Annotated in this window: 22 protein-coding genes; 10 read left to right on the forward strand and 12 right to left on the reverse strand. The window is 67.7% G+C overall.

The features are described 5' to 3' along the window. Positions 1-127: 127 nt before the first annotated feature. Together TBD_RS08700 and TBD_RS08705 are read right to left on the reverse strand one after the other, a co-directional pair. On the reverse strand, positions 128-1,789 hold the full coding sequence (locus tag TBD_RS08700; RefSeq protein WP_011312249.1) for an NAD(P)/FAD-dependent oxidoreductase: 1,662 nt from the start codon (positions 1,787-1,789) through the stop codon (positions 128-130). Beyond that, positions 1,773-3,032, reverse strand: a complete 1,260-nt coding sequence (locus TBD_RS08705; RefSeq protein ID WP_041432608.1) for a TIGR03862 family flavoprotein — start codon at positions 3,030-3,032, stop codon at positions 1,773-1,775. Before TBD_RS08705 ends, TBD_RS08700 begins: the two co-directional genes overlap by 17 nt. A 173-nt stretch (positions 3,033-3,205) precedes the next feature. Between TBD_RS08705 and dsrO the strand changes: the two genes are divergently transcribed. From dsrO to TBD_RS08725, 4 genes are read left to right on the forward strand one after another with little or no spacing between them, the layout of a single operon-like run. After that, positions 3,206-3,943: a sulfate reduction electron transfer complex DsrMKJOP subunit DsrO gene (gene dsrO, locus TBD_RS08710; RefSeq protein ID WP_011312251.1), complete on the forward strand. Its 738-nt coding sequence runs from the start codon at positions 3,206-3,208 to the stop codon at positions 3,941-3,943. Between the two features lie 2 nt (positions 3,944-3,945). Then, positions 3,946-5,031, forward strand: a complete 1,086-nt coding sequence (gene nrfD, locus TBD_RS08715; protein ID WP_011312252.1) for an NrfD/PsrC family molybdoenzyme membrane anchor subunit — start codon at positions 3,946-3,948, stop codon at positions 5,029-5,031. A 10-nt stretch (positions 5,032-5,041) separates the two neighbouring features. Next, a complete protein-coding gene (locus TBD_RS08720) occupies positions 5,042-8,134 on the forward strand; it encodes a tetrathionate reductase subunit A (protein ID WP_041432610.1) in 3,093 nt (1,030 codons plus the stop codon). 39 nt (positions 8,135-8,173) lie between these two features. Then, the gene (locus TBD_RS08725) at positions 8,174-8,599 is read left to right on the forward strand and encodes a F0F1 ATP synthase subunit epsilon (RefSeq protein WP_011312254.1); all 426 of its coding nucleotides are present in this window, start codon (positions 8,174-8,176) and stop codon (positions 8,597-8,599) included. Positions 8,600-8,635: 36 nt separating this feature from the next. On the opposite strand, the gene TBD_RS08730 is transcribed toward TBD_RS08725, so the two are convergent. Together TBD_RS08730 and TBD_RS08735 are read right to left on the reverse strand one after the other, a co-directional pair. Beyond that, positions 8,636-9,265 (reverse strand): response regulator transcription factor, encoded by a 630-nt coding sequence (locus tag TBD_RS08730; RefSeq protein WP_011312255.1) that lies wholly within the window; start codon positions 9,263-9,265, stop codon positions 8,636-8,638. Further along, entirely contained in the window at positions 9,249-10,997 is a 1,749-nt protein-coding gene (locus tag TBD_RS08735) for a sensor histidine kinase (protein ID WP_202943202.1), read from the reverse strand. The genes TBD_RS08730 and TBD_RS08735 overlap by 17 nt, the downstream gene beginning before the upstream one ends. A gap of 7 nt (positions 10,998-11,004) precedes the next feature. Here TBD_RS08735 and TBD_RS15040 point away from each other — a divergent pair, with 7 nt between their 5' ends. Further along, positions 11,005-11,196, forward strand: coding sequence for a hypothetical protein (locus TBD_RS15040; protein ID WP_202943203.1), 192 nt, complete (start codon positions 11,005-11,007; stop codon positions 11,194-11,196). Between the two features lie 42 nt (positions 11,197-11,238). Here the strand turns inward: TBD_RS15040 and TBD_RS08740 are convergent, their stop codons facing one another. From TBD_RS08740 to TBD_RS08755, 4 genes are all read right to left on the reverse strand, one after another. After that, entirely contained in the window at positions 11,239-11,670 is a 432-nt protein-coding gene (locus TBD_RS08740) for a hypothetical protein (protein WP_041432611.1), read from the reverse strand. A 77-nt stretch (positions 11,671-11,747) separates the two neighbouring features. Continuing rightward, positions 11,748-14,852: an efflux RND transporter permease subunit gene (locus TBD_RS08745; protein ID WP_011312258.1), complete on the reverse strand. Its 3,105-nt coding sequence runs from the start codon at positions 14,850-14,852 to the stop codon at positions 11,748-11,750. Positions 14,853-14,860: 8 nt separating this feature from the next. After that, entirely contained in the window at positions 14,861-16,552 is a 1,692-nt protein-coding gene (locus TBD_RS08750) for an HlyD family efflux transporter periplasmic adaptor subunit (RefSeq protein ID WP_011312259.1), read from the reverse strand. Then, positions 16,549-17,736 (reverse strand): TolC family protein, encoded by a 1,188-nt coding sequence (locus tag TBD_RS08755; protein ID WP_011312260.1) that lies wholly within the window; start codon positions 17,734-17,736, stop codon positions 16,549-16,551. Before TBD_RS08755 ends, TBD_RS08750 begins: the two co-directional genes overlap by 4 nt. 216 nt (positions 17,737-17,952) lie before the next feature. On the opposite strand from TBD_RS08755, the gene TBD_RS08760 reads away from it, so the two are divergent. Both TBD_RS08760 and TBD_RS08765 read left to right on the forward strand, forming a co-directional pair. Next, a complete protein-coding gene (locus tag TBD_RS08760; protein WP_041432614.1) occupies positions 17,953-18,645 on the forward strand; it encodes a heavy metal response regulator transcription factor in 693 nt (230 codons plus the stop codon). Further along, complete coding sequence (locus TBD_RS08765; protein ID WP_011312262.1) at positions 18,642-20,033, forward strand: heavy metal sensor histidine kinase; 1,392 nt, start codon at positions 18,642-18,644, stop codon at positions 20,031-20,033. Before TBD_RS08760 ends, TBD_RS08765 begins: the two co-directional genes overlap by 4 nt. An 86-nt stretch (positions 20,034-20,119) precedes the next feature. Here TBD_RS08765 and guaA read toward each other — a convergent pair whose 3' ends face one another. Together guaA and guaB are read right to left on the reverse strand one after the other, a co-directional pair. Then, a complete protein-coding gene (guaA, locus tag TBD_RS08770) occupies positions 20,120-21,682 on the reverse strand; it encodes a glutamine-hydrolyzing GMP synthase (RefSeq protein ID WP_011312263.1) in 1,563 nt (520 codons plus the stop codon). A 121-nt stretch (positions 21,683-21,803) separates the two neighbouring features. Then, positions 21,804-23,264, reverse strand: coding sequence for an IMP dehydrogenase (guaB, locus tag TBD_RS08775; protein ID WP_011312264.1), 1,461 nt, complete (start codon positions 23,262-23,264; stop codon positions 21,804-21,806). A gap of 214 nt (positions 23,265-23,478) precedes the next feature. Between guaB and TBD_RS08780 the strand changes: the two genes are divergently transcribed. After that, on the forward strand, positions 23,479-23,820 hold the full coding sequence (locus TBD_RS08780; RefSeq protein ID WP_011312265.1) for a hypothetical protein: 342 nt from the start codon (positions 23,479-23,481) through the stop codon (positions 23,818-23,820). Between the two features lie 182 nt (positions 23,821-24,002). Here the strand turns inward: TBD_RS08780 and TBD_RS08785 are convergent, their stop codons facing one another. After that, positions 24,003-24,341, reverse strand: coding sequence for an RnfH family protein (locus TBD_RS08785; RefSeq protein WP_011312266.1), 339 nt, complete (start codon positions 24,339-24,341; stop codon positions 24,003-24,005). Further along, entirely contained in the window at positions 24,338-24,772 is a 435-nt protein-coding gene (locus TBD_RS08790) for a type II toxin-antitoxin system RatA family toxin (RefSeq protein WP_011312267.1), read from the reverse strand. The genes TBD_RS08785 and TBD_RS08790 overlap by 4 nt, the downstream gene beginning before the upstream one ends. A 50-nt stretch (positions 24,773-24,822) precedes the next feature. On the opposite strand from TBD_RS08790, the gene smpB reads away from it, so the two are divergent. Next, positions 24,823-25,272 carry an SsrA-binding protein SmpB gene (gene smpB, locus TBD_RS08795; RefSeq protein WP_011312268.1) on the forward strand — a complete coding sequence of 150 codons (450 nt, stop codon included), beginning with the start codon at positions 24,823-24,825 and terminating at the stop codon, positions 25,270-25,272. A 420-nt stretch (positions 25,273-25,692) separates the two neighbouring features. Beyond that, entirely contained in the window at positions 25,693-26,733 is a 1,041-nt protein-coding gene (gene mnmH, locus TBD_RS08800) for a tRNA 2-selenouridine(34) synthase MnmH (protein ID WP_011312269.1), read from the forward strand. Positions 26,734-26,753: the final 20 nt, after the last annotated feature.

Below are 26,753 nucleotides of genomic sequence, written 5' to 3' on the forward strand. Positions count from 1 at the left end.
GCCGCGGCACGCGGATCGACGGTCAAGCGGGGCGCGGCGCACGAGTGAGAAAAGTGCACGGCGCGGCACAGGGGCAGAAAAAGCGCCCCGCCGTGCGGCGGTCGAGAGCGCGCCGCCGGCGCCGCGGTCAGTAGATGAGGGGAGCGCTCGCAGTCGGCGCAGGCGCCTCGGGCGCCTGGCCGAGGTAATCGCGGGCGACCGCTTCGGCGGCGCGGATGCCGTCGATGCCTGCAGAGAGAATGCCACCCGCGTAGCCTGCGCCCTCGCCCGCCGGGAACAGGCCGCGCACGTTGAGGCTTTGCAGGTCGCCGCCGCGGGTGACGCGTAGCGGCGACGAGGTCCGCGTCTCGACGCCGGTCAACACCGCGTCCTGCATCGCGAAACCCTTGATCTGCCTGTCGAAGGCGGGCAGCGCCTCGCGGATCGCCGCGATCGCATAGTCGGGAAGCGCGGTCGCGAGATCGGTCAGACGCACGCCCGGCTGGTACGAGGGCTCGACGCTGCCGAGCGCCGCCGAGGGCCGGCCCGCGAGGAAGTCGCCGACGAGCTGGCCCGGCGCGCTGTAGTCGCCGCCGCCGAGCGCGAACGCGTGGGCCTCCAGCTTCCGCTGCAGTGCGATGCCGGCGAGCGGGTCGTCGCCCGGGAAATCGGCCGGCGTGATGCCGACGACGATGCCTGCGTTGGCGTTGCGCTCGTTGCGCGAGTACTGGCTCATGCCGTTGGTCACGACGCAGTTCGGCTCCGAGGTCGCGGCGACGACGGTGCCGCCCGGGCACATGCAGAAGCTGTAGACCGAGCGGCCGTTCGTCGCATGGTGCACGAGCTTGTAGTCGGCCGCGCCGAGCAGCGGATTGCCGGCGTTGGGCCCGAGCCGCGCGCGGTCGATCAGCGACTGCGGATGCTCGATGCGAAAGCCGATCGAGAACGGCTTGGCTTCCATATGCACGCCGCGCGCGTGCAGCATCGAAAAGGTGTCGCGGGCGCTGTGTCCGAGTGCGAGGACCACATGACGGCTCGCAAGCGTTTCCCCGTTCGCGAGCATGACGCCGGTGATGCGGCGGCCCGCCGCGCCGTCCTCGAGCACGAGGTCGGTCACGTGCTGCTGGAAGCGGATCTCGCCGCCGAGCGCTTCGATTTCGCGCCGCATCGTCTCGACCATGCCGACCAGACGGAAGGTGCCGATGTGCGGCTTCGACACATAGAGGATTTCTTCCGGCGCACCGGCCTTGACGAATTCACTCAGCACCTTGCGCCCGTAGTGCTTGGGGTCCTTGACCTGGCTGTAGAGCTTGCCGTCGGAGAAGGTGCCCGCCCCGCCCTCGCCGAACTGCACGTTGGATTCGGGATTGAGCACCTTCTTGCGCCACAGGCCCCAAGTGTCCTGCGTGCGCTCGCGCACCGCCTTGCCGCGCTCGAGCACGATCGGCCGAAAACCCATCTGCGCCAGCACGAGCGCCGCGAAGATGCCGCAAGGGCCGAAGCCGACGACGATCGGACGCTCCTCCAGGTCCCGCGGCGCGTGGCCGACGACGTGGTAGCGCATGTCGGGTGTCGGCGCGAGATGGCTGTCGTTGCGGAATTTCTTCAGCAACGCGGCCTCGTTCCTCACCTCGACGTCGACCGCATAGACGAGCAGCAGCGCGTGCTTCTTGCGCGCGTCGTAGCTGCGCTTGAAGATGCTGACGCCGAGAAGTTCGTCGTCGGCGATGCCGAGCCGCTGCAGGATCGCCGCGCGCAAGGCCGCGGGCGGATGGTCGAGCGGGAGTTTGAGTTCAGTCAGTCGCAGCATGAAGGGTACTCAGGTAATTCAGGGCGCCCTGCCCCGCGGCGCGTCCCGTGGCGAAGCACGCGCTCAGCAGGTAGCCGCCAGTCGGCGCTTCCCAGTCGAGCATCTCGCCAGCGCAGAACACGCCGGGCAACGCGCGCAGCATCAGATCCGCGTCGAGCGCGTCGAAGCGCACGCCGCCGGCGCTGCTGATCGCCTCGTCGAGCGGGCGCGGGGCGACGAGCGTGAGCGGCAGCGATTTTATCGCGGTGGCGAGGCGCGCCGCGTCGCGCAGCGCTGCCGGCGTCAGCAATTCGTGCAGCAGCGCGGTCTTCACACCCTTGAGGCCGAGCCGGCTCTGCAGATGGCTCGCGAGCGAGCGAGCGCCGCGCGGGTGCGCCACTTCCGTTTTCGCCCAATCGGCCGTCCGGTCCGGCAACAGGTCGAGCGCGACGGCGACGTTTCCCTGCGCCGCGATCGTGTCTCGCAGCGGCGCCGACAGCGCGTACACGAGCCCGCCTTCGACGCCGCCGTCGGACAGCATCAGCTCGCCCCGGCGCGTGTGGGGATTGCCCCAGTAATCGGTGAAGCGGAGTCCGACGGTCTTCACCGGCTGGCCGGAAAAACGCGTGCGCAGGAATTCGCTCCAGCCGCCCGCGACGTCGAAGCCGCAGTTCGACGGCTGCAAAGCGGCGACGTCGACGCCGCGCGCGGTGAGCAGCGGAACCCAGGCGCCGTCCGATCCGAGCCGCGCCCAACTACCGCCGCCGAGGGCGAGAACGACCGCGTCGGCGCGCACCCTCCGCTCGCCGAGCGGCGTCTCGAGACGCAAGGCGCCCGACGCGTCCCAGCCAAGCCAACGGTGGCGCACATGGAAGCGCACGCCGAGGCCGCGCAAGCGGTGCAGCCACGCCCGCAGCAGCGGCGCCGCCTTCATGTCTTGCGGAAACACCCGCCCCGACGAGCCGACGAAGGTCTCGATGCCGAGCTCGTGGACCCAGGCACGCAACGCTGCCGGCGGAAATGCGTCGAGCAACGGCGCGATCCGCGCGGCGCGCGTGCCGTAGCGCGAGAGGAAGGCGTCGAACGCCTCGGAATGCGTGATGTTCATGCCGCCGACGCCGGCCAGCAGGAACTTGCGCCCGACCGACGGCATCGCGTCGTAGAGGTCGACCTGCGCCCCGCCCTGCGCGAGCACCTCGGCGGCCATGAGCCCGGCGGGGCCGGCACCGACGAGGGCGACTTGCGGAACAGCGTGGGGGGACATGGGGAGCGGGCGAGCCTGAAGACCCCGCATTCTATGCGCCTCGTGCGCGGCGCGTTAACGGGCGAGTGGCGGCGACTACGAACAAGTACCTAGCGCGATAGAGAATCTACCCACTGTTGGAAGGGTCTTGGCGGGCTTAGTCTGTAATCGCACGCTCAACCAGGAGGCCGACCATGTCCGACAACCCTTCCCCCTCCCGCCGCGCCTTCCTGCAGGCGATCCCGGCGATCACCGCGGGTCTCGCGCTGCCGGCGACCGCACGCGCGGCGCCCCACAAACACCACTGGGCGATGCTGGTCGACGTCCGCAAGTGTATCGGCTGTCAGGCCTGCACCGTCGCGTGCATCATGGAAAACGCGCTACCGGAAAACAGTTTCCGCACGCTCGCCTCCACCTACGTCGTGCAGCAGGAGACCGAGGGCCGGACCACGGCCGGCACCTACATGCTGCCGCGCCTGTGCAACCACTGCGAGAATCCGCCCTGCGTGCCGGTCTGCCCGGTCGGCGCGACGTTCAAGCGTGACGACGGCATCGTCGTCGTCGACGGCGACCGCTGCGTCGGCTGCGCCTACTGCGTCCAGGCCTGCCCCTACGACGCGCGCTTCATCAACCACGAAACGAACAAGGCCGACAAGTGCACCTTCTGTGCGCACCGGGTCGACGCGGGCCTGCTGCCGGCCTGCGTCGAAACCTGCGTCGGCGGCGCCCGCGTCTTCGGCGATCTGAACGACGCCAAGGGCGAATTGCGGCGCAGCCTCAACGCGGCGAAGAAGAACGGCGACGCCATCAAGGTGCTCAAGCCCGAAGCCGGCACCCGCCCCAATGTTTTCTACGTCGGTCTCGACGACCGGTTCCAGGGACGCGTCGAGGGCGAGGCAGCCCTCTGGCAACCCACTGCCCACGGAGTCTGATCATGAACCCATCCATCGTCGAAGTCGTCAACGTGTCGCGCGAAGTCGCGTGGCTGCCCTGGGCCGTCCAGTATTTCTTCCTGATCGGTCTCTCGGTCGGCGCATTCCTGCTGAGCCTGTCGTGGTTCGTGCTGCGCTGGCCGGCCTGGCAGCGCGTGAGCCGGATCGCCCTGCTCGGCGCGCTGACCTGCGGCCTGACCGCCCCCGTCGCCCTGCTCGCCGACTTGCATCAGCCAGGGCGCTTCCTCAACTTCTACCTGCACCCGAACCTGGATTCGTGGATGGCGTGGGGGGCTTTCTTCATCCCCCTGTACCTCGCGGGCCTCGTGCTCTACAGCTGGCTGGCCTTGCGCCCCGACCTGAAACGCCTGGCCGACGCCGGCGGACGTGGCGCCGCCCTCTACCGCGCGCTGGCGTACGGCGGTCATGACAGCCTCGGGGCGATCCGCGCCGCGACCGTGCTGGCGCTCGCCGGGGCGGGCCTGGTCGCGCTCTACACGGGCATGGAGGTGATGGTCGTCAGCGCCCGCCCGCTGTGGAACACGCCCTTCCTGCCGCTGCAGTTCTTCCTCACCGCGCTCGCCGGCGCGATCGGCCTCGTGCTCGTGCTCGACCGCCTCGTCGGCGACGGCCACGCGGCGACCGAGGCGCCGCTGCTGCGCCTGCTCGCGATGACCCAGGTGCTGGTGCTGGCGGTCGGTGCCGCCTGGCTGCTGCTCGGCATGAGCGGCCTGTCGCTCCGCCACGCCGAAGCGCTGGCGCAGGTCGCGCCCTCGGCCGGCTGGCGGATCACCGCGGTGTGGGCGGCGGGCAGCGCGCTCGCGACGCTCTGGCTCGCGCTTCGGCGTCCGCAGTGGCGTCTGGCCGCGGGCCTGATCGCCCTGCACAGCGCGTGGATGATGCGCTGGACGGTCTTCATCGGCGGCCAGGGCATCCCCAAGACCGGCGCCGGGTACTACAGCTACGCCCTCCCCCTCGGCCACGACGGCATGCTCGGCATCGTCGGCACCGCAGGGCTCTGGATCGCCGTGCTGATCCTGCTTATCTCGGTTCTGCCGTGGGGCGACACGCGTCGTGCCCAGGCCTAAGGAGACTGTCATGACCACCTTCACCACCCGTCGCAAGATTCTCGCCTTCGGGGGCCTGGCCGCCTTCGGCACCGGCTTCAGCGCCACCGCCAAGCGCATGGTCAGCCCGCTGCTCGACGGCGAGGCGCCCAAGGCCCAGTACCACGGCGCCTCGCTCGCGCCCGAGTTCAAGATCGACCCGGCGACCGGCGCGCTCGAGGTGAACCCGGCGCAGCAGGTGAGCTACACGAGCTGTCTCGGCTGCACCACCCAGTGCGGCGTGCGCGTGCGCATCGACCGCGCCAGCGGCAAGGTGCTGCGCGTCGCCGGCAATCCCTACAGCCCACTCTCCACCGAGCCGCACCTGCCGATGAAGGCCTCGATCCGCGACAGCTTCGTCGCGATTTCGGGCTACCAGGACAAGGGGCTGGCGATGCGCTCGACCGCCTGCGGCCGCGGCAATGCCGTGCTCGAGCAGATGGACTCGCCGTTCCGCGTCCTGCGTCCGATGAAGCGGGTCGGCCCGCGCAATTCGGGGCAATGGGAACCGATTTCCTTCGAGCAGCTGGTGCACGAACTGACCGAGGGCGGCGACCTTTTCGGTGAAGGCCCGGTCGAGGGCCTCAAGGCCCTGCGCGACCTGAAGACGCCGATCGACCCGCAGCGCCCGGAACTTGGGCCCAAGGTCAACCAGGTCGCGCTGATCACGAGCGTCAACGACGGCCGCCTGCCTTTCGCCAAACGCTTCATGCAGCAGGCCTATGGCACGATCAACTTCGTCGGCCACGGCTCCTATTGCGGCGGTGCCTACCGCTCCGGCTCCGGCGCGCTGTTCGGCGACATGAAAAAGATGCCGCACGGCAAGCCCGATTTCGCCAACACGGAATTCGCGCTGTTCATCGGCACCGCGCCCGCCAACGCCGGCAACCCGTTCAAGCGCCAGGGCGCGATGCTGGCCCGCGGCCGCAGCGACGGCAAACTGAACTACGTCGTCGTCGACCCGGTGCTGACCAACACCAACAACCTGGCGGCAGGCGAACGCGGCCGCTGGGTTCCGATCAAGCCCGGCACCGACGGCGCGCTGGTCATGGGCATGATGCGCTGGATGTTCGAAAACGGCGGCTACGACGCCAGGTATCTCTCCCACCCCAACCTCGCGGTGGCGAAGGCCGCCGGCGAGCCGTCGTGGAGCAACGCGACCCACCTCGTCGTCGTCGAACCCGGCCATCCGCGCCAGGGCCGTTTCCTGCGCGGCTCCGACCTCGGGCTCGAACTGCCCGAGGACGAACGCTACAAGGACAAGGACCCCTTCGTCGTGATGGGCGCCGACGGCGCCGTGCACCACGACCAGGCGACCGGGCCGGCGCAGATCTTCGTCGACGGCACGGTCGAGGTCGGCGGCGCCCCGCTCAAGGTCAAGTCCTCGCTGCTGCTGCTGCACGAGCAGGCGCTCGCGCACAGCCTCGAGGAATACGCCGCGGCTTGCGGCATCCCAGCCGGTACGATCGCCGCCCTCGCCAAGGAATTCTCGAGCCACGGCAAGCGCGCGGCGGCCGTCGCGCACGGCGGCATGATGGCCGGCAACGGTTTCTACAACGCCTACGGCGTCGTGACGCTGAACGCGCTGATCGGCAACCTGAACTGGAAGGGCGGCCTCGCGATGAACGGCGGCGGCTTCAAGGACGTGGGCGCCGGCCCGCGCTACGACCTCGAAAGCTTCCCCGGCATGATCGAGAAGCCTAAGGGTCTCCCGCTCGGCCGCAACGCCCCCTACGAGAAAACCGCCGAGTTCGCCGCGAAGAAGGCTTCGGGCAAGGCCTACCCCGCGCAGGCGCCCTGGTTTCCGAATGCGCCCGGCCTCGCCACCGAGTGGCTGACCGGTGCCGCCAACGGCTATCCCTACGGCCTCAAGGCACTGTTCGTCTGGAGCGCCAACCCGGTGTACGGCATTCCGGGCCTGCGTGCGCAGGTGGAACAGGACTTGAAAGATCCTAAGAAGATTCCGCTGATCGTCGCCGTCGATCCGCTCATCAACGAAAGCAGCGCCTTCGCCGACTACATCGTGCCCGACTCCCTGCTGTACGAAAGCTGGGGCTGGGCCACGGCCTGGGGCGGCGTACCGACCAAGGCGAGCACGGCGCGCTGGCCGGTGGTCGAGCCCAAGGCCGACAAGCTGGCGGACGGCCAGGCGATCGGCATGGAGACCTTCTTCATCGCGCTCGCCCGCGCGCTGGCGCTGCCCGGTTTCGGCCCGGGCGCGATCGCGGACATGGACGGCGACACCTACCCGCTCGAGCGGCCGGAAGACTGGTACCTGCGCGGTGGCGCGAACATCGCCTGGCTCGGCAAGGAACCGGTCGCCGACGCCAGCGACGATGACATGCTGCTGTCCGGCGTCGAGCGCCTGCGGCCGCTGCTGGAGCGCACGCTCAAGCCCGAGGAGGTGCGCAAGGTCGCCTTCATCCTCGCCCGCGGCGGACGCTACCAGCCGGCCAAGGAGACCTACAGCGCCGACAACCCGGAATGGATGACCAACCGTTTCGACAAGGGCCTGCAGATCTACAACGAAAACCTCGGCGCGGCGAAAAACAGCATCACCGGCAAACGCTTCGTCGGCTGCGCGACCTGGGCCGAGCCGGGCTTCGCCGACGGCAGCGCGATGCGCACGCACTACCCCGAAGCGGAGTGGCCGCTGCAACTCGTCAGCTTCAAGTCGGCGCTGCAGAACTCCTATTCGATCGCGGCCTCGCGCCTACGCGGAATTCACCCGGAAAACCCGGTGCTGATGCATCCGGCCGACGCGGCGCGCTTCGGGCTGAAAAACGGCGACGACGCGCTGATCCGCACGCCAGGCGGCAGCGCGCGCGGCCGCGTGATCGTCCACGCCGGAGTGATGCAGGGCGTGCTCGCGGTCGAACACGGCTTCGGCCACCGCGAACTCGGCGCCCGCGCGCACCGCATGGGCGGCACGCGGCAGCCCGAGATCGCGGCGATCGGCGCCGGCGTCAACCTCAACGACCTCGGTCTGGCCGACCCGACGCGCCAGGGCAAATCGGTCTGGGTCGATGCGGTGTCGGGCACTTCGGTGCGCAACGGGCTGCCCGCGAGCGTGGCGCGCGCGTAAGCTTCACACCGAGGCCGCACGAGCGAGAGGAGACGAAGCATGGCAATGACGATGCGCCTGGACGTGGTGAGTGTCGAAGGCTCACTCTTCTCGGGCATCGTCGAGTCGGTCGTCGCGCCGGCCGAGATGGGTGCGGTCGGCATCTACCCCGGGCATGCGCCGCTGCTCACCCGTCTCAAGCCCGGCGCCGTGCGGCTGAGAATTCCGTATCAGGCCGAGGAGGAGATCGTCTACGTCTCGGGCGGCATGCTCGAGGTGCAACCCTACAAGGTGACGCTGCTCGCCGACGTCGCGATGCGGGAAAAAGCGCTCGCGGAAGCGGACCTCCACGCTGAGAAGCACAGGGCCGAAGCGGTCCTGAAGGACCGCGTCACGGCGGACGCCTACGCCCGGCTCGAAGTGGAGCTGGCGAAGGCGCTCACCTACGTGCAGGGTGTGCAGAAGTTGCGTCGGCGCGGGTTTTAGGCAGGCGCGGCGGGCAGGGCCCGAGCGGTCCGCCGCTCAGTCGAGATCGGCCGGATCGGCGCGCAGCATCAGCCGCGCCAATTCGGCGGCCGACCCGGTGTGCGTCTTTTCCATGACGTGCTGGCGGTGCACGTGCACCGTCTTTTCGCTGATGTCGAGTTCGCGCGCGATGAGCTTGTTCGGCAGGCCGCGCGCGACGCGGCGCGCGACCTCGCGCTCGCGCGGCGACAGTCGCTCGAGCAGCGCATGCGCCTGGTTGCGGCGCGCCTCGACGGCGAGATCGTCGCGGCTGCGCCGGACCGCCTGCCCGACCGCGTCGAGCAGCGCCTGATCCTTGAACGGCTTTTCCAGAAAATCGCAGGCCTCCTGCTTCATCGCCTGCACGGCCAGCGAGACGTCGCCGTGCCCGGTGATGAAAATCACCGGCAGCACCTCGCCGCGCGCGCGCAGAACCTGCTGCAGTTCGAGCCCGCTCATGCCCGGCATGCGGATATCGAGCACGAGGCAGCCGGGCGCGCCGGGCCGGTACGCGGCAAGAAATTCGTCGGCGCTGGCGTAGGCCTGCGCGCGCCAGCCGACCGAATCGAACAGGAACAGCAGCGAGCGGCGCAGTGCTTCGTCGTCGTCGACGATATGGATCAGAGCGGTGTCAGGCGAGCTGGGCATCGGCGGGCAGCGTGAAGAAAAAAGTCATGCCGGGCGGGGCGGCGTTGGCCTCGGCCCACAGGCGACCGCCGTGGGCCTCGACGATGGTCTTGCAGATCGACAGGCCGAGTCCCATGCCGTCGGGCTTGGTCGTAAAAAAGGGCTCGAACAGGTGCTGCGCCGAGCCCGCCGGCACGCCGGCGCCGCGGTCGCGCACGCCGATCCGGTAGTGAGGTCCCACCTGGTCGAGCACGAGCCCGATCGCGCGCTCGCGCGGCGCAAGCTCCTGCATCGCGTCGGCGGCGTTTTTGAGCAGGTTGAGCAGAACCTGCTGCATCTGCAGCACGTCGGCGTCGACGACCGCGCCGGCCGGCAGGCGGTCGTCGATCTCGACGCGCGGCGCGGCGGGCAGCATCGCGCCGAACAGCGTCGTCGCCTCCTGCACGACTTCGCGCAGCGGGCGCTTTTCGCGTACGGCCGCGCGCTTGCTCGCGAACGCGCGGATGCGGCGCACGATGCCGCCGGCGCGCTCGGCCTGCACGGCGATTTCCTCGCTCGCCTCGGCCAAGATCGCGGGGGTATAACGCCCGCTCTCGAGCCGCCGCAGCAGGCTCTGCGCGTAGTTGCCGATCGCGGCGAGCGGCTGGTTCAGTTCGTGGGCGAGCGTTCCCGAGAGCTCGCCGAGGACCGAGAGACGCGAGAGATGATCGAGCTGCTCCTGGTGCGCGCGCATGCCGGCCTCCGCCGCGTCGCGCTCGGCCAGCGCTGCGCGCAGCGCGGCCGTGCGGGCGTGGACCTGCTGCTCGACGCGAACGGCGTGTATCACCCAGCCCCCCAGCGCCGCGAAAAAGAACAGCAGGAACGGCCAGTGACGGCGGGCGAGCGCCTGCAGCGTGTTCTCGCCCAGATAGCTGTAGGGCCCGATCTCGAGGTCGCGAAACAAGTCGTGCACCGGCCGGTAGTCGACCGGCGCGGTCCAGGCGTAGCCCTTGGGCGTGGGCGGCATCGCCAGCAGCGCGGCGGCGACCGCCTTGGCGAGGCGCAGATCGGTGTGACGCAGCGTCGCGATCGGCCAATCGGGATAGAGCTCGGTCGACAGGCCGCAGCTGAAGCCGGGCTCGCGGCGCGGTGAGAGCACCTTGAAGTCGGCGAGCCGCACGGCGCCGCTGCGCGCCAGTTCCTCGAGCAGGCACGCGCGCACGATTCCGGCGTCGGCCTCGCCGTCGGCGATCGCGGTCACGATGCGCGATATCGGAAAGCCGAGGAAATCGAGCTGCGCGAAGTCCTCCGGTTCGATCCCCTGCCGCCGCAGTTCGCGCCATGCCACCTGAAACCCGCCGAACGCCTCCTCGCCCACGGCCGCGACACGCTGGCCCTTGAGATCGGCGAGCACCTCGAGATCATCACGATCTGCGCGGGCGATCACTGCCGAACCGATCGCCCGCGCGGGGGACGGCACGCTCGGCGAATCGAGCGTGGCGATGCGGCTGATCCCGAGCTCCGATTCGAGCGCGGCGTAGTGGCCGCTGTTGGTGATGACGAAATCGACTTCCTCGCGACGCACCGCCTCGCGCAAGCCGGCCGCGTCGTAGTAGGCGAGCGCGAAACGCCGTCCCGGCAGGGCCGACCCGAGATGCTGCGCGAGCGGCCCCCAGTCGGAAAACGCCGCCTCCCAGCCAAGAAAGGCGAGCACGCCGATCCGCACCGGAGCGGCTTCGGCCTGCGCCCGCGCGGCGGGTACGAAAACGAGCACGGCCAGAATGCCGATGACGATCCGCTGGATTCGCCGCAATGAATTGATCCGTGCGCTCCTTTCGATCTGGCTGGCGCGCTGTCGATGGCTTGGCGATGGACCGGCATGGAACGTGCAGCGCGCGTTCGCCCAGTTTATCGACATGCTCGCCTGGCGTCAGCCCGGCCGGTCGCGCATTCGTCGAGCGACCGCGCGCTGAGGGCGACCCGCGTCGGCCTCGGCGACGCGCGCTGCCGACGGCCTAGTGCGAATGCATCGCGGCCGGCGCCGATTGCGTCTTCTGCATCGGTGTGAAGCGACCTTGCTGCGCCGGCTCGCCGGCCAGCGCGAGCGACACGACGACCTTCATGTCAGGTGCGAGTTCGAACTTGCCCGCGCCCTTCATCCGGTTGTCGCCCGCTGGCGCAAGCTTCACGCTCGCCTTGCCCTTGCTCGAGAGCAGGGTCGCAGTGCCGCGGGCACCGTCGGTGGCGATCTTGTTGCCGCCGTGGTCGGTGACGTAGACGCTGACCTCGCCCGCCTTGACGACGAGTTCGAAGTGGTACTGCCCGACCATGCGCAACTGCCCGCCGTGCGGCGCGGTCTGCGTGTCGAGATAGTCGTCGCTGTGGGCGAATGCGCCTTGCGAAAACAGCAACGCGGCGGCGAGGACAATGGGCTTCAGAGGGTTCATGCTGCGGCTCCTTGAGATGAAAAATAAAGATTGCGGATTGCGGAGGCTTCGCATCGCGTTTCTCCTGTCGGTTCGAATCAGAAGTTTTCCTTCGCGCCCTCGGCGATGAGTTTGCGCGTGGGTTTTTCGCCCCACAAATAGAACATCACGGGCGTCAGAATCGTATCGAGCAGCGTGGAACTCACGAGCCCGCCGAAAATCACGACCGCGACCGGGTGCAGGATTTCCTTGCCGGGATCGCCGCCCGACAACAGCAGCGGAATCAGCGCGAAGGCCGCGACCAGCGCGGTCATGAGCACGGGTGTCAGGCGTTCGAGGCTGCCGCGAATGATCATTTTCCGGTCGAAGTTCTCGCCCTCGTGCGCAACGAGGTTGATGTAGTGGCTGATTTTCAGGATGCCGTTGCGCGTACTGATGCCCGCCAGCGTGATGAAGCCGACCAGGCTCGCGACCGACAGCGCGCCGCCCGACATCCACAAGGCGATGACGCTGCCGACCAGCGCGAGCGGAATGTTGCCCATGATCATCAGCGACAGCACCGCCGACTTGTAGCGGCTGTACAGAACCAGAAAGATCATCGCGAGCGACACCAGCGAAAGCCCGGTAATCAGCCGGCTGGCTTCTTCCTGCGCCTGGAACTGGCCTTCGAGCTGGGTGAAGTAGCCCTCCTGCAGCGGATAGCGGGCGAGCTCGGCGCGAATGTCGCGGACGATCTGCGCCATGTCGGTGCCGTCGCTGTTCGCCATCAGCACCATGCGGCGGCGGCTGTTCTCGCGCAGGATCTGGTTCGGCCCGTCGCTGTCGTCGATTTCGGCGATGAGGCCGAGCGGGATGCGTCCGCTCGGCGTTTCCACCAGCAGGCGGCTCAGGCCCTGCGCGCCGCGATCGGCATCGTCGAGGCGGATCACGACGTCGAAGCGGCGGCTGCCTTCGATGACCTGCGCGACCGTCGCGCCGTTCGAAAGCGTCTCGAGCGCGGTGTTGATCGCCGCGGGCGTGACACCGTACTGCCTGGCCTTGGCGTAATCCACGCGGATCTGCAGCTGCGGGATGCGCACCTGTTTTTCGAGCTGCAGGTCGACCAGCCCCGGTATTTTGGCGAGCCGCGTCTGCAGATCCGCGGCAACGCCGCGCAGCGTGTCGACGTCGTCGCCGAAGATCTTGAGCACGATTTGCGCGCGCACGCCGGACAGCATGTGGTCGAGCCGGTGCGAGATCGGTTGGCCGGTGTTGACCGAAGCCGGCAGCGCCGCAAGGCGGGTACGAATGTCCTGCAACACGGTGTCACGGGAGCGCGCGGATTCTTTCAGATCGGCGTCGATCTCGCTGTAGTGCACGCCCTCCGCGTGCTCGTCGAGTTCGGCGCGGCCCGTTCGCCGCCCGACCTGGGTCACTTCGGGTACCTGCAGGATCAGCTGCTCCGCCAGGGTGCCGATGCGGTTGGCCTCGGATAGCGAGGTCCCCGGGTTCATGACGACCGAGATCGTGAGCGTGCCTTCGTTGAACGCGGGCAGGAAGGATCGCGGGAAGAACGGCACCGCCGCCGCCGCGAGCGCCACGGCGAGCAGGCCGCCGCCGAGCACGAACTTGGCGTGGTCGAACGACCAGCGCAGCAGGCCCGTGTCCCAGTGCTTGAGTTTGGCGACCACGGGGCTGTCCGCGTGCTCGAGGCGCTTCATCTTCGGCAGCAGGTAGTAGCACAGCACCGGGGTCAGCGTGACCGACACGAGCATGCTCGCCAAAATCGAGACGATGTAGGCGACGCCGAGCGGCGCGAACAGGCGGCCCTCGATGCCGGACAGGACGAACAGCGGCACGAACACGAGCACGATGATCAGCGTCGCGTAGACGATCGCCGAGCGCACTTCGAGCGTCGCCGCGGCGATGACGTCGAGCACCGGAATCCTGTCGCCCTCGGCGCGATTCTGCTTGAGGCGACGGAACACGTTCTCGACGCCGACGACCGCGTCGTCGACGAGTTCGCCGATCGCGATCGCGAGCCCGCCCAGCGTCATCGTGTTGATCGACAGCCCGAAATACTTGAAGACGAGCACTGTGATCAGAATCGAGATCGGGATCGCGGTCAGCGAAATGAAGGTGGTGCGGAAATTGAGCAGGAACAGGAACAGCACGACAGCGACCATGATCGCGCCGTCGCGCAGGGCTTCCTCGACGTTGCTCACCGAGCTTTCGATGAAATTCGCCTGCTTGAACAGGATGTCTTTCGCCGCAATCCCCGCCGGCATGTTCTTGTTCAGTTCGCCGAGCGCGGCCTCGATTTCGCGGGTGAGCTTGACCGTATCGGCGCCCGGCTGCTTCTGCACCGACAGGATGACCGCGGGCTTGCCCATGAAGCTCGCGTCGCCGCGCTTGAGGCGGGCCGCGAAGTCGACCCGGGCGACCTGTTCGAGCACGACCGGGATGCCGCCGCGGTAGTCGATCACCAGGCCCTTCAGGTCTTCGAGCCGGGTCGTGCGCCCGATATTGCGAATCAGGTATTCCTGCGCCTGCGATTCGAGAAAGCCGCCGCTCGTATTGGTCGCAAAATTCGCCATCGCCCGCTCGATCTGTTCGAGCGTGACGCCGAGGCGATCGAGCGCGACCGGATCGGGCGTCACCCGGTATTGCTTGACCTCGCCGCCGATCGGAATCACCTGCGACACGCCGGGAATCGTCAGCAGCCGCGGGCGCACGACCCAGTCCGCCAGTTCGCGCACCTGCATCGGATTCGCCCGCGTCGGGTCGGCGGTCATCGCGATCAGCATGATCTCGCCCATGATCGAACTGATCGGCCCCATCTGCGGCGTGACCCCGGCGGGCAGCTGCTCCTTGACCAGGGACAGGCGCTCGGCGATCTGCTGGCGGTTGCGGTAGATGTCGGTACCCCAGTCGAACTCGACGTAGACGATCGACAGGCCGATGCCCGAGACCGAGCGCACGCGCGTGACGCCCGGGATGCCGTTCATCGCGGTCTCGACCGGAAAGCTGATGAGTTGCTCGACCTCCTCGGGCGCCATGCCCTCGGCTTCGGTCATGAGCGTGACGGTGGGCTTGTTGAGGTCGGGGAACACGTCGACCGGCAACTGCTTGAGCGTGAGCATGCCGTAGACGAGCAGCAGCAGCGACGCTGCGACGACGAAAAGGCGCTGTCTGAGGCTGGCCTGAATGAGGGTCTTGAACACGCCGGCCCCTAGCGGATCTGTGCGAGCGATGCCGCGCCCTGGGTCACGACGCGGTCGCCTTCATGCAGGCCCTCGACGACCGCGACGGTATCGGCGTCGATCGCCTGCGCGCGCACCGGCTTGGCCACGAAGCGCTCCGCCGATGCGTGCACCCAGACAGTCGTCTCGCCGCCGGCGTTGCGGGTGAGGCTCGTCTGCGGCAGCGCGACGCCGCGGACCGTCTGCCGCGTCTCGACGAACACCTTCACCGGCTGGCCGACGCTCAGCACCGGCACCGGCGGTTTGACGGCGAACTGCATCGGCAAGGCCTGTTCGCGCAGTTGATAGCTCTGGCCGATGAACGCTAGCGCGAGCGGTTCACCGCCCGCGGTCGTGCCGGCGGCGCCCGCCACCTGCCCCGAGAGCGCGGAGTCGTAGGCGACCGCCTCGACGCGCAAGCGGGTCGGATCGACGATCTCGAACAGGACTTCGCGCGCCTCGACGACCTGTCCCGCGACCACCGCGGCCTGGCTGATCACGCCCGCGACCGGCGCGCGCAAGGCTTCGCGCTGATAGAGACTCGCCGCGACCGCCGCCTTGCGCGCCCTGAGGCTCACCGCTTCGGCGCGGGCCGCCTCGATCTCCTTTTGCGGCAGGCTGCCGACGAGCTGCTCGAGCCGTGCGGCGCGCCGTTCGGCAAGCCCGAGTGCGCTCGCCAGCTCGGCGAGTTGCGCCTGCTGATTGCCCTTCTCGATGCTGCTTGCCGCCGGTTCGACGTAAGCGAGGACCTGGCCCTTGCGCACCTTCATGCCGATCGCCGGAAATCCGCCCTTCGGCTGGGCGACGCGCCCCGACTGGCTCGACTGCACCCGCCCGCTGAAGCTCGGATCGGGCATGACGTGGCCGTTGAGTTCGACCGTCCTGGCGATGTCGCGCGGCTCGCCGAGCACGGTCCGGATACCGAGCAGCCGTTGCACGGCCTTGGGTACGAAGACACCGCCGTCCGGCAGCCGCTTCGCCGAAGCCCCGCCCCGGGCCACGCCCGCGGCCGGCATCGTCGCCGGCTTGGTTTCCTCACCGTGGTCGTCGTCGCCGTGGGCGAAACCGGGCACGCTGTGGGCCGCGAGCGCCACGGCGGCGAACACGGGCAAGGCCAGCGCCAGTGTCGTGTTCCGGCGGCGGCGCACGCGCCGTCCGAGAAGCAGCAGCGCCACTAACACGCCAAGGCCGGCCGCCGCCCATTTCCCGGACTCGAGCCAGTCACGACCGGACTCGGTCCCGGCCGGCGAAGGCGGTATCTCGAGTGTGCCGACCAGCAAATCCTGGAGCCCCTCCGCTTCGACGCTCACGACGATTTCGTAGGTGCCGGCCTGCTTGAGCCAGTCCGCCGTCGCCTCGTAGCGGCCGTCTTCGGTCGCGTGCAGCGGAAGCTTGCGCTCGCCGCTTTCCAGTTGAATCTTCGCGTCGAGAATCGGCTCGTTGGTCGCATAACGGTCGGCGTAGACGCTGAGCCTGCCGTCCTTGAGTTCGCCGGCGAGTTCGACCTCGGGCGAGGTCAACTCGAAGCGTCGACCCCCCGTATCGATCTGGACGGGCAACGCGACCTCGGGGCCGTGGCTGTGGTCGTCGCCGCCACCCGCAAGGACGGACGACGCGATCGACACCAGCAGCACCGCGAGGGTCCATGCCGCGAAAGCCGACCTTGGATTGACAACGATCACGGCAAAACTCCTTGAGCTTGATTGAGGCGGGCGCGGGCCAGCGCCTGGGCGATCTGCTGTTGGCTGTAGGCCTGTTCCGCCTCGAAGGCCGCCGTGCGAACGCGCATTAGCGTGAACAGGTCGGTTTCGCCGAGATCGAAGGCTTTCTGGATCAGGCCGAGGTTTTCGCGCGCCGCGTCGCGCTGCTGCTGCGCGAGCGCAAGCAACTGGTCGGCGGCCGCGAGTGCCTGCTCGGCCTGCTGTCTGCGGTGCTCGAGCGCGACGCCGAGGCGGCGGTATTCGCTCCGCGCGCCCGTCAGCGCAGTCTGCGCGGCGCTCGTAAGCGGCAGATTGCGTGCAGCGGTGGCCAGAGGCAGGCGCAGTTCGAGCGCGACGGTGTTCGCGTAGGGTTCGCGCGCGTTGCGCTCGCGGCGCGTGCTGAGGGCGACTTCGGGATTGTCGCGACGCGATTGCCGCGCCACCTCGACCTGCGCCTGCGCGACGTCGATCGCCAGACGCGCTTCTTCGAGCAGCGGATGGTCGTCGGACAAGGCTTGAGCCCGCGCGTCCTCGGCACTGTCCTCAGGCGGCGTGGTGTCGCCCGTCAGCGCGGCGTAGGCCTGCTCGGCCTGCAGCAGCTCGCTGCGGCTTTGCAGCAAGATGGCCTGCGCGCTGCGCCACTCGTTCTGCGCCAGATTCAGGTCGGTCCTCGCGAGTTCTCCGGCGCGCACGCGCTTGGCGACGTCTTGCGCAAGCTTTTCGGCGGTCTGCACGCGCGCTTCGTCAAGCTGGATTTGCGCCTGCGTCGCACGCAGTTGCCAGATCGTTTCGCGCAACTCTCCGGCGAGCTTCAAACGCAGCGCGCGGATGCTGGCCTCGAGCCCGGAGCGGCCGGCGTGGGCCTCGCGTTGGCGCGCCCCGCGTTGGCCTGGCAGCCACATCGGCATCTCGACCCCGGCTTCCCACTCGCGGGCCCCGGCGTCGTCGTTCAATTGGTCGCTGCGATGGCCGACGACGAGCGCGGGCGCGCCCGGCAGCAGGCTGTTTGCCGCGACCGCCTGGGCATCGCTCTCGGCGCGCCTCGCTTCGAGTACTCGGGCGTCGGGATTCCGATCCCAGGCCTGATCGAGGGCCGTGCGCAGGTTCCCCGCGCAGGCCGGCTGGGCGAGGAGCAAGCCGACGAAAATCAACACCGTGTGTCGCATAATGTTCTCGAGTGTCCGGACCGCGTCTCGGCGCGACCGGCTCGCCGTCGCGCAGGCAGGATTACGTCTTCTCCCGCCGGGACGACACGTTTTGGTGACGGCATCTTGGCGCGCTGCGCCCAACAGCAATCTGACGCGAGGGTTACAAATCTGTAATGGGTGCCGGCGCGGCGAGGCGCTGTGGCAGGATGCGGGCTCTTCCCAGGGTTTTACGTCATGAAAATTCTGATCGTCGAAGACGAGCCCAAAACGGGCGCTTACCTCAGGCAAGGGCTCACCGAAGCCGGCTTCGTCACCGATCTCGCCCGCGACGGGTGGGACGGACTGGAACTCGCCAAGTCCGGGCATTACGACCTCATGATTCTCGACGTCATGTTGCCCGGTCTCGACGGCTGGCAGGTGCTCGAAGGCGTGCGCCGCGCTGGCATCGGTACGCCGGTGCTGTTCCTGACCGCGCGCGATCGCGTCGAAGACCGGGTCAAGGGGCTGGAACTCGGCGCCGACGACTATCTCGTGAAGCCCTTCGCCTTTGCCGAACTGCTCGCCCGCGTCCACAGCCTGATGCGCCGCGGGCAGGCCGCCCTCGAGTCGGCCGTGCTCAAGGCGGCGGACCTCGAACTCGATCTGCTGCGCCGCCGCGCGACCCGCGCGGGCCGCCGGATCGATCTCACGGCCAAGGAATTCGCCCTGCTCGAACTGTTTCTTCGCCGTAAAGGCGAAGTGTTGCCGCGTAGCCTGATCGCATCCCAGGTGTGGGACATGAATTTCGACTCGGACACCAATGTCATCGACGTCGCGGTGCGGCGGCTGCGCGTCAAGATCGACGAAGGCTTCGACGCCAAACTCATCCACACCGTGCGCGGCATGGGTTACGTGCTGGAGACGAGCGCGGAAAGCGCAGCTTCATGAGACCGCTGTCGCTGACCGCCCGGATCAGCGCGCTTTTCGCCGTGGCGGCGACCGTGGTCCTGCTCGTCACCGCGTATTTCCTGACCCAGGCGGTGGAGGCCCATTTCAAGGCCGGAGACCGCCACGAACTCGACGGCAAGCTCGAACTCGTCCGCAGCCTGTTCGCGCGCGCCGACACGCCGGAGAAACTGGCCGCGCTGCCGCACCGGCTCGACGATGCCCTGATCGGTCACCACGGACTCGCCGTGGCCGTGACCGACGCGGCAGGCGAACGCTGGTTCACGACCTCGGGTGCGACGTTCCCCGACACGCTGCTGCGCGACTGCCAGGCCCGGCCGGCCGCCTGCACCTCGGGAAGCCTGCGCGAGTGGGAACACGCCGGAAGACCTTACCGCGGCACGGCGGTCGCGATGCGGATGCCGCAGGGTGGGACGTACACCGTGGCCATCGCGCTCGACATCGCCCACCACGCCGAGTTCATGACCAAGGCGCGCTCGGTGCTCGGCGTGGCCATCGTGTTGGCGGCCCTCGCGACGGCCGGGCTGGGATGGGTCGTCACCCGCTGGGGGCTTTTTCCCTTGCGCCGCGTAACGGCGACGGTGGCCGGCATGTCGGCCAAGCATCTGGCGGACCGCCTACCGACCGCGGGGCTGCCGGCCGAACTGCAGCCGCTCGCCTCCGCCTTCAACGCAATGCTCGCGCGCCTGGACGATTCGTTCCGGCGGCTGTCCGCGTTCTCCTCCGACATCGCGCACGAGCTGCGCACGCCGATTTCCAACCTCATGACCCAGACCCAGGTCGCGCTCTCCAATGCCCGCGGCAACGAGGAATATAAGGAAATCCTGTACTCGAATCTGGAGGAGTACGAGCGCATGGCGCAGATGGTCGGCGACATGCTCTATCTCGCGCAGGCCGACCACGGCCTGCTCAAGCCGGGCCTCGGCGTGGTCGACCTCGCGAGTGAGACCCGCGATCTGTTCGACTATTTCGAAGCGTGGGCGGAAGAGCGTGGCGTGTCGCTGGCGCAGGCCGGCGCAGCTTCGGTGCCCGGTGACCGCCTGATGCTGCGGCGCGCACTCAGCAACCTGCTTGCGAACGCGATCCGTCATACACCAGCCGGTGAGGCCGTGACGGTGTCGTTGGCGATGCACGGCGGACAGGCGGAAATATTCGTCGACAACCCCGGCATGCCGATTCCGGCGCAACACCTTCCCCATCTCTTCGACCGCTTCTACCGCGTCGACCCGGCGCGCCAGCGCAGCGGCGACGGAGCGGGACTTGGCCTTGCCATCGTGAAATCGATCGTCGAAGCGCACGGCGGCTCGATTGGCGTCACCTCAACCGCGCAGAGGACGCGCTTCCGTCTCGTCCTACCGGCGGAGGGGTGAGGAAAACGCTGCGGCACCTCGCTCCGCACAAGGCTCGGGCCGGCCGACAGAATGCTTAGGTATGTGTTGCCGCTATCCGCGGCGGACTATTCCCACTCGATCGTCGCCGGCGGCTTGCCGCTGACGTCGTAGACGACACGATTGATGCCGCGCACTTCGTTGATGATGCGGTTGGAGACCTTGCCGAGCAGCGTGTACGGCAGTTCGGCCCAGTGGGCGGTCATGAAATCCTGGGTCTGCACGGCACGCAACGCGACGACGTAGTCGTAGGTGCGACCGTCGCCCATGACGCCGACCGATTTCACGGGCAGGAAGACGGTGAACGCCTGGCTCGTTTTCTCGTACCAGCCCGACGCGCGCAATTCCTCGATGAAGATCGCGTCGGCGCGGCGCAGCAGGTCGGCGTATTCGCGCTTGACCTTGCCGAGGATGCGCACGCCGAGGCCCGGCCCCGGGAAGGGATGGCGATAGACCATGTCGTGCGGCAGCCCCAGCGCGATGCCGAGTTCGCGCACCTCGTCCTTGAAGAGTTCGCGCAGCGGCTCGAGCAGTTGCAGGTGCAGCGTCTCCGGCAGGCCGCCGACGTTGTGATGGCTCTTGATCGTATGCGCCTTCTTTGTCTTGGCGCTGGCCGACTCGATCACGTCGGGGTAGATCGTGCCCTGGGCGAGCCACTTGGCTTTGGGCAGCTTTTCGGCTTCTTCCTGGAAGACGTGAACGAATTCGCGGCCGATGATCTTGCGCTTCTGCTCGGGGTCGCTGACGCCTGCCAGTTCGCGCATGAAACGCTCGGTCGCGTCGACGTGGATGACCTTGACACCAAGGTTCTGGGCGAAGGTCTCCATCACCTGCTCGGCTTCGTTCAGGCGCAGCAAGCCGTTGTCGACGAAGACGCAGGTGAGCTGGTCGCCGACCGCGCGATGCAGAAGCGCGGCGACGACGGAGGAATCGACACCGCCCGAAAGACCGAGGATGACTTCGTCGCTGCCGACTTCGCTACGCACCTTGCCGATCGCTTCCTCGACGTAGTCGGGCATGTTCCAGTCGGAGCCGCAGCCGCAGATGTCGTGCACGAAGCGGTTGAGGATGTGCTTGCCCTGCAACGTGTGCGTCACTTCGGGATGGAACTGCACGCCGTAGAAGCGGCGGGCTTCGTCGGCCATGCCGGCGATCGGCGTCGCGGCGTTGCTCGCCATGAGCTTGAAACCTTCCGGCAGCGCGGTGACCTTGTCGCCGTGGCTCATCCATACGTCGAGCATGCCGTGTCCCTCGCCGGTGACGCGATCCTGGATGTCACGCAGAAGCTGCGTATGCCCGCGCGCGCGGATTTCGGCGTAGCCGAACTCGCGCTTGGCCGCAGACTCGACCGCTCCGCCCAACTGCGCGGCCATCGTCTGCATGCCGTAGCAGATGCCGAGCACCGGCACACCGAGCGTGAACACGACGTCGGGCGCACGCGGCGTCTCGTCCTCGTACACCGAATTCGGTCCGCCCGACAGGATGATCCCCTGCGGCGCGAACTCGCGCACGAAATCCTCGCTCACGTCGTTGGGGTGGAGTTCGCAATAGACCCCGGCCTCGCGCACGCGGCGCGCGATCAGCTGGGTGTACTGGGAACCGAAATCGAGAATGAGGATTTTCTGGTGCATGTCAGGGGTCAGGATTCAGGATTCAGGGGTCAGGGATGGGGTGGATTCGGCGTGGCGCAAAAGAAAAAGCCACGCGCAGCGTGACTTTCCCTGACCCCTGAATCCTGGCCCCTGATCCCTGTCACTCGACACGGTAATTGGGCGCTTCCTTCGTGATCTGCACATCGTGCACGTGCGACTCGCGCACGCCGGCGGAGGTGATCTCGACGAACTCGGCCTTGGCATGCATGTCGGTGATCGTCGCGACGCCGAGGTAGCCCATGCTCGAGCGCAGCCCGCCCATCATCTGGTGGATGACGCCGAGCACGCTGCCCTTGTAGGGCACGCGGCCTTCGATCCCCTCGGGAACGAGCTTCTCGGCGCTCTTTTCGTTGTCCTGGAAGTAGCGGTCACTCGAGCCTTGCTGCATCGCGCCGAGCGAACCCATGCCGCGGTAGGACTTGTACGAGCGGCCCTGGAACAGTTCGACTTCGCCTGGCGCTTCTTCGGTACCGGCCAGGAGGCCACCGAGCATGACGCAGTTCGCCCCGGCGGCGAGCGCCTTGGCGATGTCGCCTGAGTAGCGGATGCCGCCGTCGGCGATGACGCCGACGCCGCTGCCCGCCAGGGCGTCGGCGACGTTGGCGACCGCCGAGATCTGCGGCACGCCGACGCCGGCGACCATGCGGGTGGTGCAAATCGAGCCGGGGCCGATGCCGACCTTGACCGCGTCGGCGCCGTGTTCGACCAGGGCCGCGGCCGCCGAGGCGGTGGCGATGTTGCCGCCGATGACCTGCACGTCGGGATACGTCTGCTTGACCCAGCGCACACGCTCGAGCACGCCCTTGGAATGCCCGTGCGCCGTGTCGACGACGATGACATCGACCCCGGCCTCGACCAGCGCCGCGACCCGCTCCTCGGTACCTTCGCCGGTGCCGACCGCGGCGCCGACACGCAGACGACCCATCGCGTCTTTGCACGCCAGCGGATGCTCGGTCGACTTCTGGATGTCCTTGACGGTGATCAGGCCGCGCAACTCGAAGTCGTCGTTGACGACGAGCACGCGCTCGAGTCGATGCTTGTGAAGAAGCGCCATCGCTTCGTCACGGTTGGCGCCTTCCTTCACGGTCACCAGCCGTTCCTTCGGCGTCATGATCGCCGACACGGGCTGGTCGAGACGGGATTCGAAGCGCAGGTCGCGGTTGGTGACGATGCCGACGACGCGTCCGTCCTCGATCACGGGCAATCCCGAAATCCGCTTGGCCCGCGTGATCTCGAGCACCTGGCGGACGGTCATTTGCGGCGCGACGGTGATCGGGTCCTTCACCACACCCGACTCGAAGCGTTTGACTGCGGCCACCTGCGCGGCCTGCATGGCCGTGTTCATGTTCTTGTGGACGATGCCGATGCCGCCTTCCTGAGCCAGCGCGATCGCGAGGCGCGCTTCAGTCACCGTGTCCATCGCCGCCGACAGGAGCGGCAGATTGAGCGTGATCGAACGGGTCAACTGGGTGGCGAGGCTGACTTCGCGCGGCAGAATCGCGGAATGGGCCGGAACGAGCAGAACGTCGTCGAACGTCAGCGCTTTTTGCAGAACACGCATGGGCTTTCCTTAATGCAAAGCGGAATTATACGCGGCCAGTCCGGCGCGGCACAAACGCAGGGCAGGCGCCGTTGGTCGTAATCTACTAAGGTGAAGCCCATGCATTCGATTGACTCGCGCCGGTGATGCGGCTAACTTTGCTCCAGCATTCCGATCTGCTGGGGCGGCAGCCAACGCCCGATCTTGAAGCCATACAACTCGAGGAGAAAAAACAATGTCCAAAGTTTTGCTTGCCCTGACTTCCGCCGCCTTGGTGGCCCTCTCCGGCTGCGCCACCAACCAGCCCGCGGACACCTCGGCAGCGGCTGCGCAAACGACGCAGGGCGGCATCAGCGCCGAGGCACAGGCCGCGCTCGCCCAGGCCCAGGCCGACGTCAAGGCCGCGAAGAGCAAGAACGCGCTGTGGACGACCGCCGATGCCGCGCTCAAGGCGGCTGAAGAAGCCGCGAAGAAAGGCGACAGCGCGACCGTCATCAAGCAATCCAAACTGGCCAGCGACCACGTCCAGAAGGGACTGGCCCAGCTCAACTACCCGACGCTGAAGGTCGGCGACTAAGCCCTCCTCCCGGCGCAGCAAAAAAGCCTTCCGGATTCACGCCGGAAGGCTTTTGTTTTTGTGGGTGTCGCGGTGTGCCTTATTTTTTCTGCGAGTGCTGAGTCGGGCCCTGCCCGCGGCTGCAAGCTTTTCATATCGGCATGGGTGTTGGCCAGCAGACGACGCGCGGCGACAGAGCCGTTTCAGGTCGGCTCGGGTCCGCCCGCCTCTGGCGTAGCCGCGTCGCCACCGCCCTTGCGCGTGACCTTGCCTTCTTCCGCGCGCTTGCGCCGCACCTCCTTGGGATCGGCGATCAACGGCCGGTAGATCTCGACCCGATCGCGGTCGCGCACGGGTTCATTGAGCTTGACGAGCTTGCTGAAGATTCCGACCTTGTTGCGCGCGAGATCGATTTCCGGAAAAGCCTCGAGCACGCCCGACGCGCGGATCGCGTCTTCGACGGTCGCGCCCTCGGCCAGCTGGACGTTGAGCAAGGGCTGCTCGGACGGCAGCGCGTAGACGACTTCGACGTTCAGGCTCATGCGGCGTATATCTCGTCTGCGCGGTGCACGAAGGCATCGACGAAGGTATTGGTGATGTGGCCGAAGACCGGCGTCAGCAACGCTTCGAGCACGCGGCTGGAGAAGGTGTATTCAAGTCTGAAGTCGACCTTGCACGCGTCTTCGCCGAGCGGGAGGAACAGCCAGTCGCCTTCGAGATGGGAAAAGGGACCGTGCTGCAGGCGGATCCGCATCTCGCGCGGGTGAACCTTGTGATTTTCCGTCGTGAAGCTCTGCCGTATGCCCATGTAGGCGATGTGTATCGTGGCGACGGTGCGATGTTCGTCACGATGTTTGAGTTCTGTTCCACCGCACCAGGGGAGAAAGTCCGGATAGTCCTCGACCCGATCGACGAGTTCGAACATGCGTTCAGGGGGATGCGCCACCAGCACACTTTTTTCCACGCGCGCCATCGATCGCTGAAGCCTTGTAAAATCAAGAATTGTACGCAAGCCGACCCGCCATGAGCATCGCCGACAACAAAAAAGCCTTCCACGATTACTTCATCGAGGAGCGTTTCGAGGCTGGCCTCGTGCTCGAAGGCTGGGAGGTGAAGGCGATCCGCGCCGGCCGCGTGCAGCTGAAGGAGGCCTACGTCGTCGTCAAGAACGGCGCCGTCTACCTGATCGGCTGCCACATCAGCCCGTTGCCGACCGCATCGACGCATATCCATCCCGACCCCACGCGTTCGCGCAAGCTGCTGCTGCATGCCGCCGAAATCAACAAGCTCATCGGTAAGACCGAACGCGCCGGCTTCACGCTCGTCCCGCTCGACATGCACTATTCGAAGGGGCGCATCAAGCTTGAAATCGGCCTCGCCAAGGGCAAGAAGCAGCACGACAAGCGCGCCGCCGAGAAAGACCGCGAATGGCAGCGCGAGAAGCAGCGGCTCGTCCGCTCGGCGCAGCATTGAGCCGCATCCGTAGAGGATGCTTGACCGTTCCACGCGGCCGCCTTTGATTTCCCTTGCATAGTCGTTGAAAGCGTGTCTAGAATCGTCGGCACGTCGACACTGGGTAGGTCTGATGGCCGCGCTTCCCGTTTATCAAGTTGAATTCATTCCGCTCGAACGCCGTCTAGGCGAGCGTCGCGCAGCCCCTGCCACCGAAGCGCTGCCAAGCGGGATCCGGACCGACCGACGCAGGGCGACAGGCCGGCGAGCCGAGGATTGCCCTTCGGCCCGCCCCAAAGCTCCTTAGACCACCTTCGCCTCACCGCGGGGCACGTGCCTTTGCTACGCGGCGCCGAGCTTGCGCTGCGGCTCGCGCCACGCCGCAGCGCCGTCCGCATGGGACAATAGACGCTGTCCGGATTTCCGAAAGTCGAACTGCACTTGCCCGTCACCGTCGCAGAACTTCCCGCCTTCGCACACATCATCGATGCGCGTTCCCCCGGCGAGTTTGCCGAGGACCACATACCGGGCGCGATCAATCTTCCGGTGCTGGACGACGCCGAACGCGCGCGCGTCGGCACGCTCTACAAGCAGCGTTCGAGCTTCGAGGCGAAGAAGCTCGGCGCCGCGCTGGTCTCGCGCAACATTGCCGCGCACCTCGACGCATGGTTCGCCGACAAGCCGAAGTCCTATCGTCCGCTGGTCTACTGCTGGCGCGGCGGCAGCCGCAGCGGCGCGCTGACGCACGTGCTGCAGAAGATCGGCTTCGCCGCCGAGCAGCTCGACGGCGGCTACAAGGCCTATCGCCGCCATGTCGTGAGCGAGCTCGACCGCCTGCCCGCGCTGTTTCGTTTTCGCGTGGTCTGCGGCCCGACCGGCAGCGGGAAGAGCCGGCTTCTGCATGCGCTTCGCGAAGCCGGCGCGCAGGTGCTCGATCTCGAAGGCCTCGCCGCGCACCGCGGGTCGCTGCTCGGTGCGCTCCCGGGGCAACCCCAGCCCTCGCAGAAGCGCTTCGAGAGCGCGATCTGGTCGGCGCTGACGCACTTCGATGCCGGCGCCACGGTCTTCGTCGAATCGGAAAGCAAGAAGATCGGCGCCCTGCAGGTGCCGGATGCCCTCATTCGCGCGATGCGCGCGAGCCCCTGCGTACGGCTCGACGTGCCGCTCGACGCCCGCGTGGGCCTGTTGAGCGAAGACTACGCGCATTTCCTCGTCGACCCGCAGACGCTCAACCGGCAGCTCGGCCATCTCGCGGGACTGCGCGGCGGCGAGACCGTCGCCGCTTGGCAGGCCTTGGCCGCACGCGGCGCGTGGAACGAACTGGTGGCCGACCTGCTGGCGCAGCACTACGATCCGGCGTATTTCAAGTCGCTGTCGCACAACTACCCGCCGACCGCCGCCGACCGGACGTTTCACGCCGCCGATCTCTCGCCTGCCGGCCTGCGCGACCTCGCCCGCGCGATCCTCGACGCCGCGCCCTGAGCCGCGGGCGCCTGGCTGCA

Origin of the sequence: Thiobacillus denitrificans ATCC 25259 (assembly GCF_000012745.1) — a bacterium.
Classification (GTDB): domain Bacteria; phylum Pseudomonadota; class Gammaproteobacteria; order Burkholderiales; family Thiobacillaceae; genus Thiobacillus; species Thiobacillus denitrificans_B.

Excerpts from the sequence above, each read along its gene's own strand:
- TBD_RS08700 (WP_011312249.1), bottom strand. The coding sequence starts at position 1,789 with ATGCTGCGACTGACTGAACTCAAACTCCCGCTCGACCATCCGCCCGCG.
- TBD_RS08705 (WP_041432608.1), bottom strand. The coding sequence starts at position 3,032 with ATGTCCCCCCACGCTGTTCCGCAAGTCGCCCTCGTCGGTGCCGGCCCC.
- dsrO (WP_011312251.1), top strand. The coding sequence starts at position 3,206 with ATGTCCGACAACCCTTCCCCCTCCCGCCGCGCCTTCCTGCAGGCGATC.
- nrfD (WP_011312252.1), top strand. The coding sequence starts at position 3,946 with ATGAACCCATCCATCGTCGAAGTCGTCAACGTGTCGCGCGAAGTCGCG.
- TBD_RS08720 (WP_041432610.1), top strand. The coding sequence starts at position 5,042 with ATGACCACCTTCACCACCCGTCGCAAGATTCTCGCCTTCGGGGGCCTG.
- TBD_RS08725 (WP_011312254.1), top strand. The coding sequence starts at position 8,174 with ATGGCAATGACGATGCGCCTGGACGTGGTGAGTGTCGAAGGCTCACTC.
- TBD_RS08730 (WP_011312255.1), bottom strand. The coding sequence starts at position 9,265 with ATGCCCAGCTCGCCTGACACCGCTCTGATCCATATCGTCGACGACGAC.
- TBD_RS15040 (WP_202943203.1), top strand. The coding sequence starts at position 11,005 with ATGCCGATGACGATCCGCTGGATTCGCCGCAATGAATTGATCCGTGCG.
- TBD_RS08740 (WP_041432611.1), bottom strand. The coding sequence starts at position 11,670 with ATGAACCCTCTGAAGCCCATTGTCCTCGCCGCCGCGTTGCTGTTTTCG.
- TBD_RS08755 (WP_011312260.1), bottom strand. The coding sequence starts at position 17,736 with ATGCGACACACGGTGTTGATTTTCGTCGGCTTGCTCCTCGCCCAGCCG.
- TBD_RS08760 (WP_041432614.1), top strand. The coding sequence starts at position 17,953 with ATGAAAATTCTGATCGTCGAAGACGAGCCCAAAACGGGCGCTTACCTC.
- TBD_RS08765 (WP_011312262.1), top strand. The coding sequence starts at position 18,642 with ATGAGACCGCTGTCGCTGACCGCCCGGATCAGCGCGCTTTTCGCCGTG.
- guaA (WP_011312263.1), bottom strand. The coding sequence starts at position 21,682 with ATGCACCAGAAAATCCTCATTCTCGATTTCGGTTCCCAGTACACCCAG.
- guaB (WP_011312264.1), bottom strand. The coding sequence starts at position 23,264 with ATGCGTGTTCTGCAAAAAGCGCTGACGTTCGACGACGTTCTGCTCGTT.
- TBD_RS08780 (WP_011312265.1), top strand. The coding sequence starts at position 23,479 with ATGTCCAAAGTTTTGCTTGCCCTGACTTCCGCCGCCTTGGTGGCCCTC.
- TBD_RS08785 (WP_011312266.1), bottom strand. The coding sequence starts at position 24,341 with ATGAGCCTGAACGTCGAAGTCGTCTACGCGCTGCCGTCCGAGCAGCCC.
- TBD_RS08790 (WP_011312267.1), bottom strand. The coding sequence starts at position 24,772 with ATGGCGCGCGTGGAAAAAAGTGTGCTGGTGGCGCATCCCCCTGAACGC.
- smpB (WP_011312268.1), top strand. The coding sequence starts at position 24,823 with ATGAGCATCGCCGACAACAAAAAAGCCTTCCACGATTACTTCATCGAG.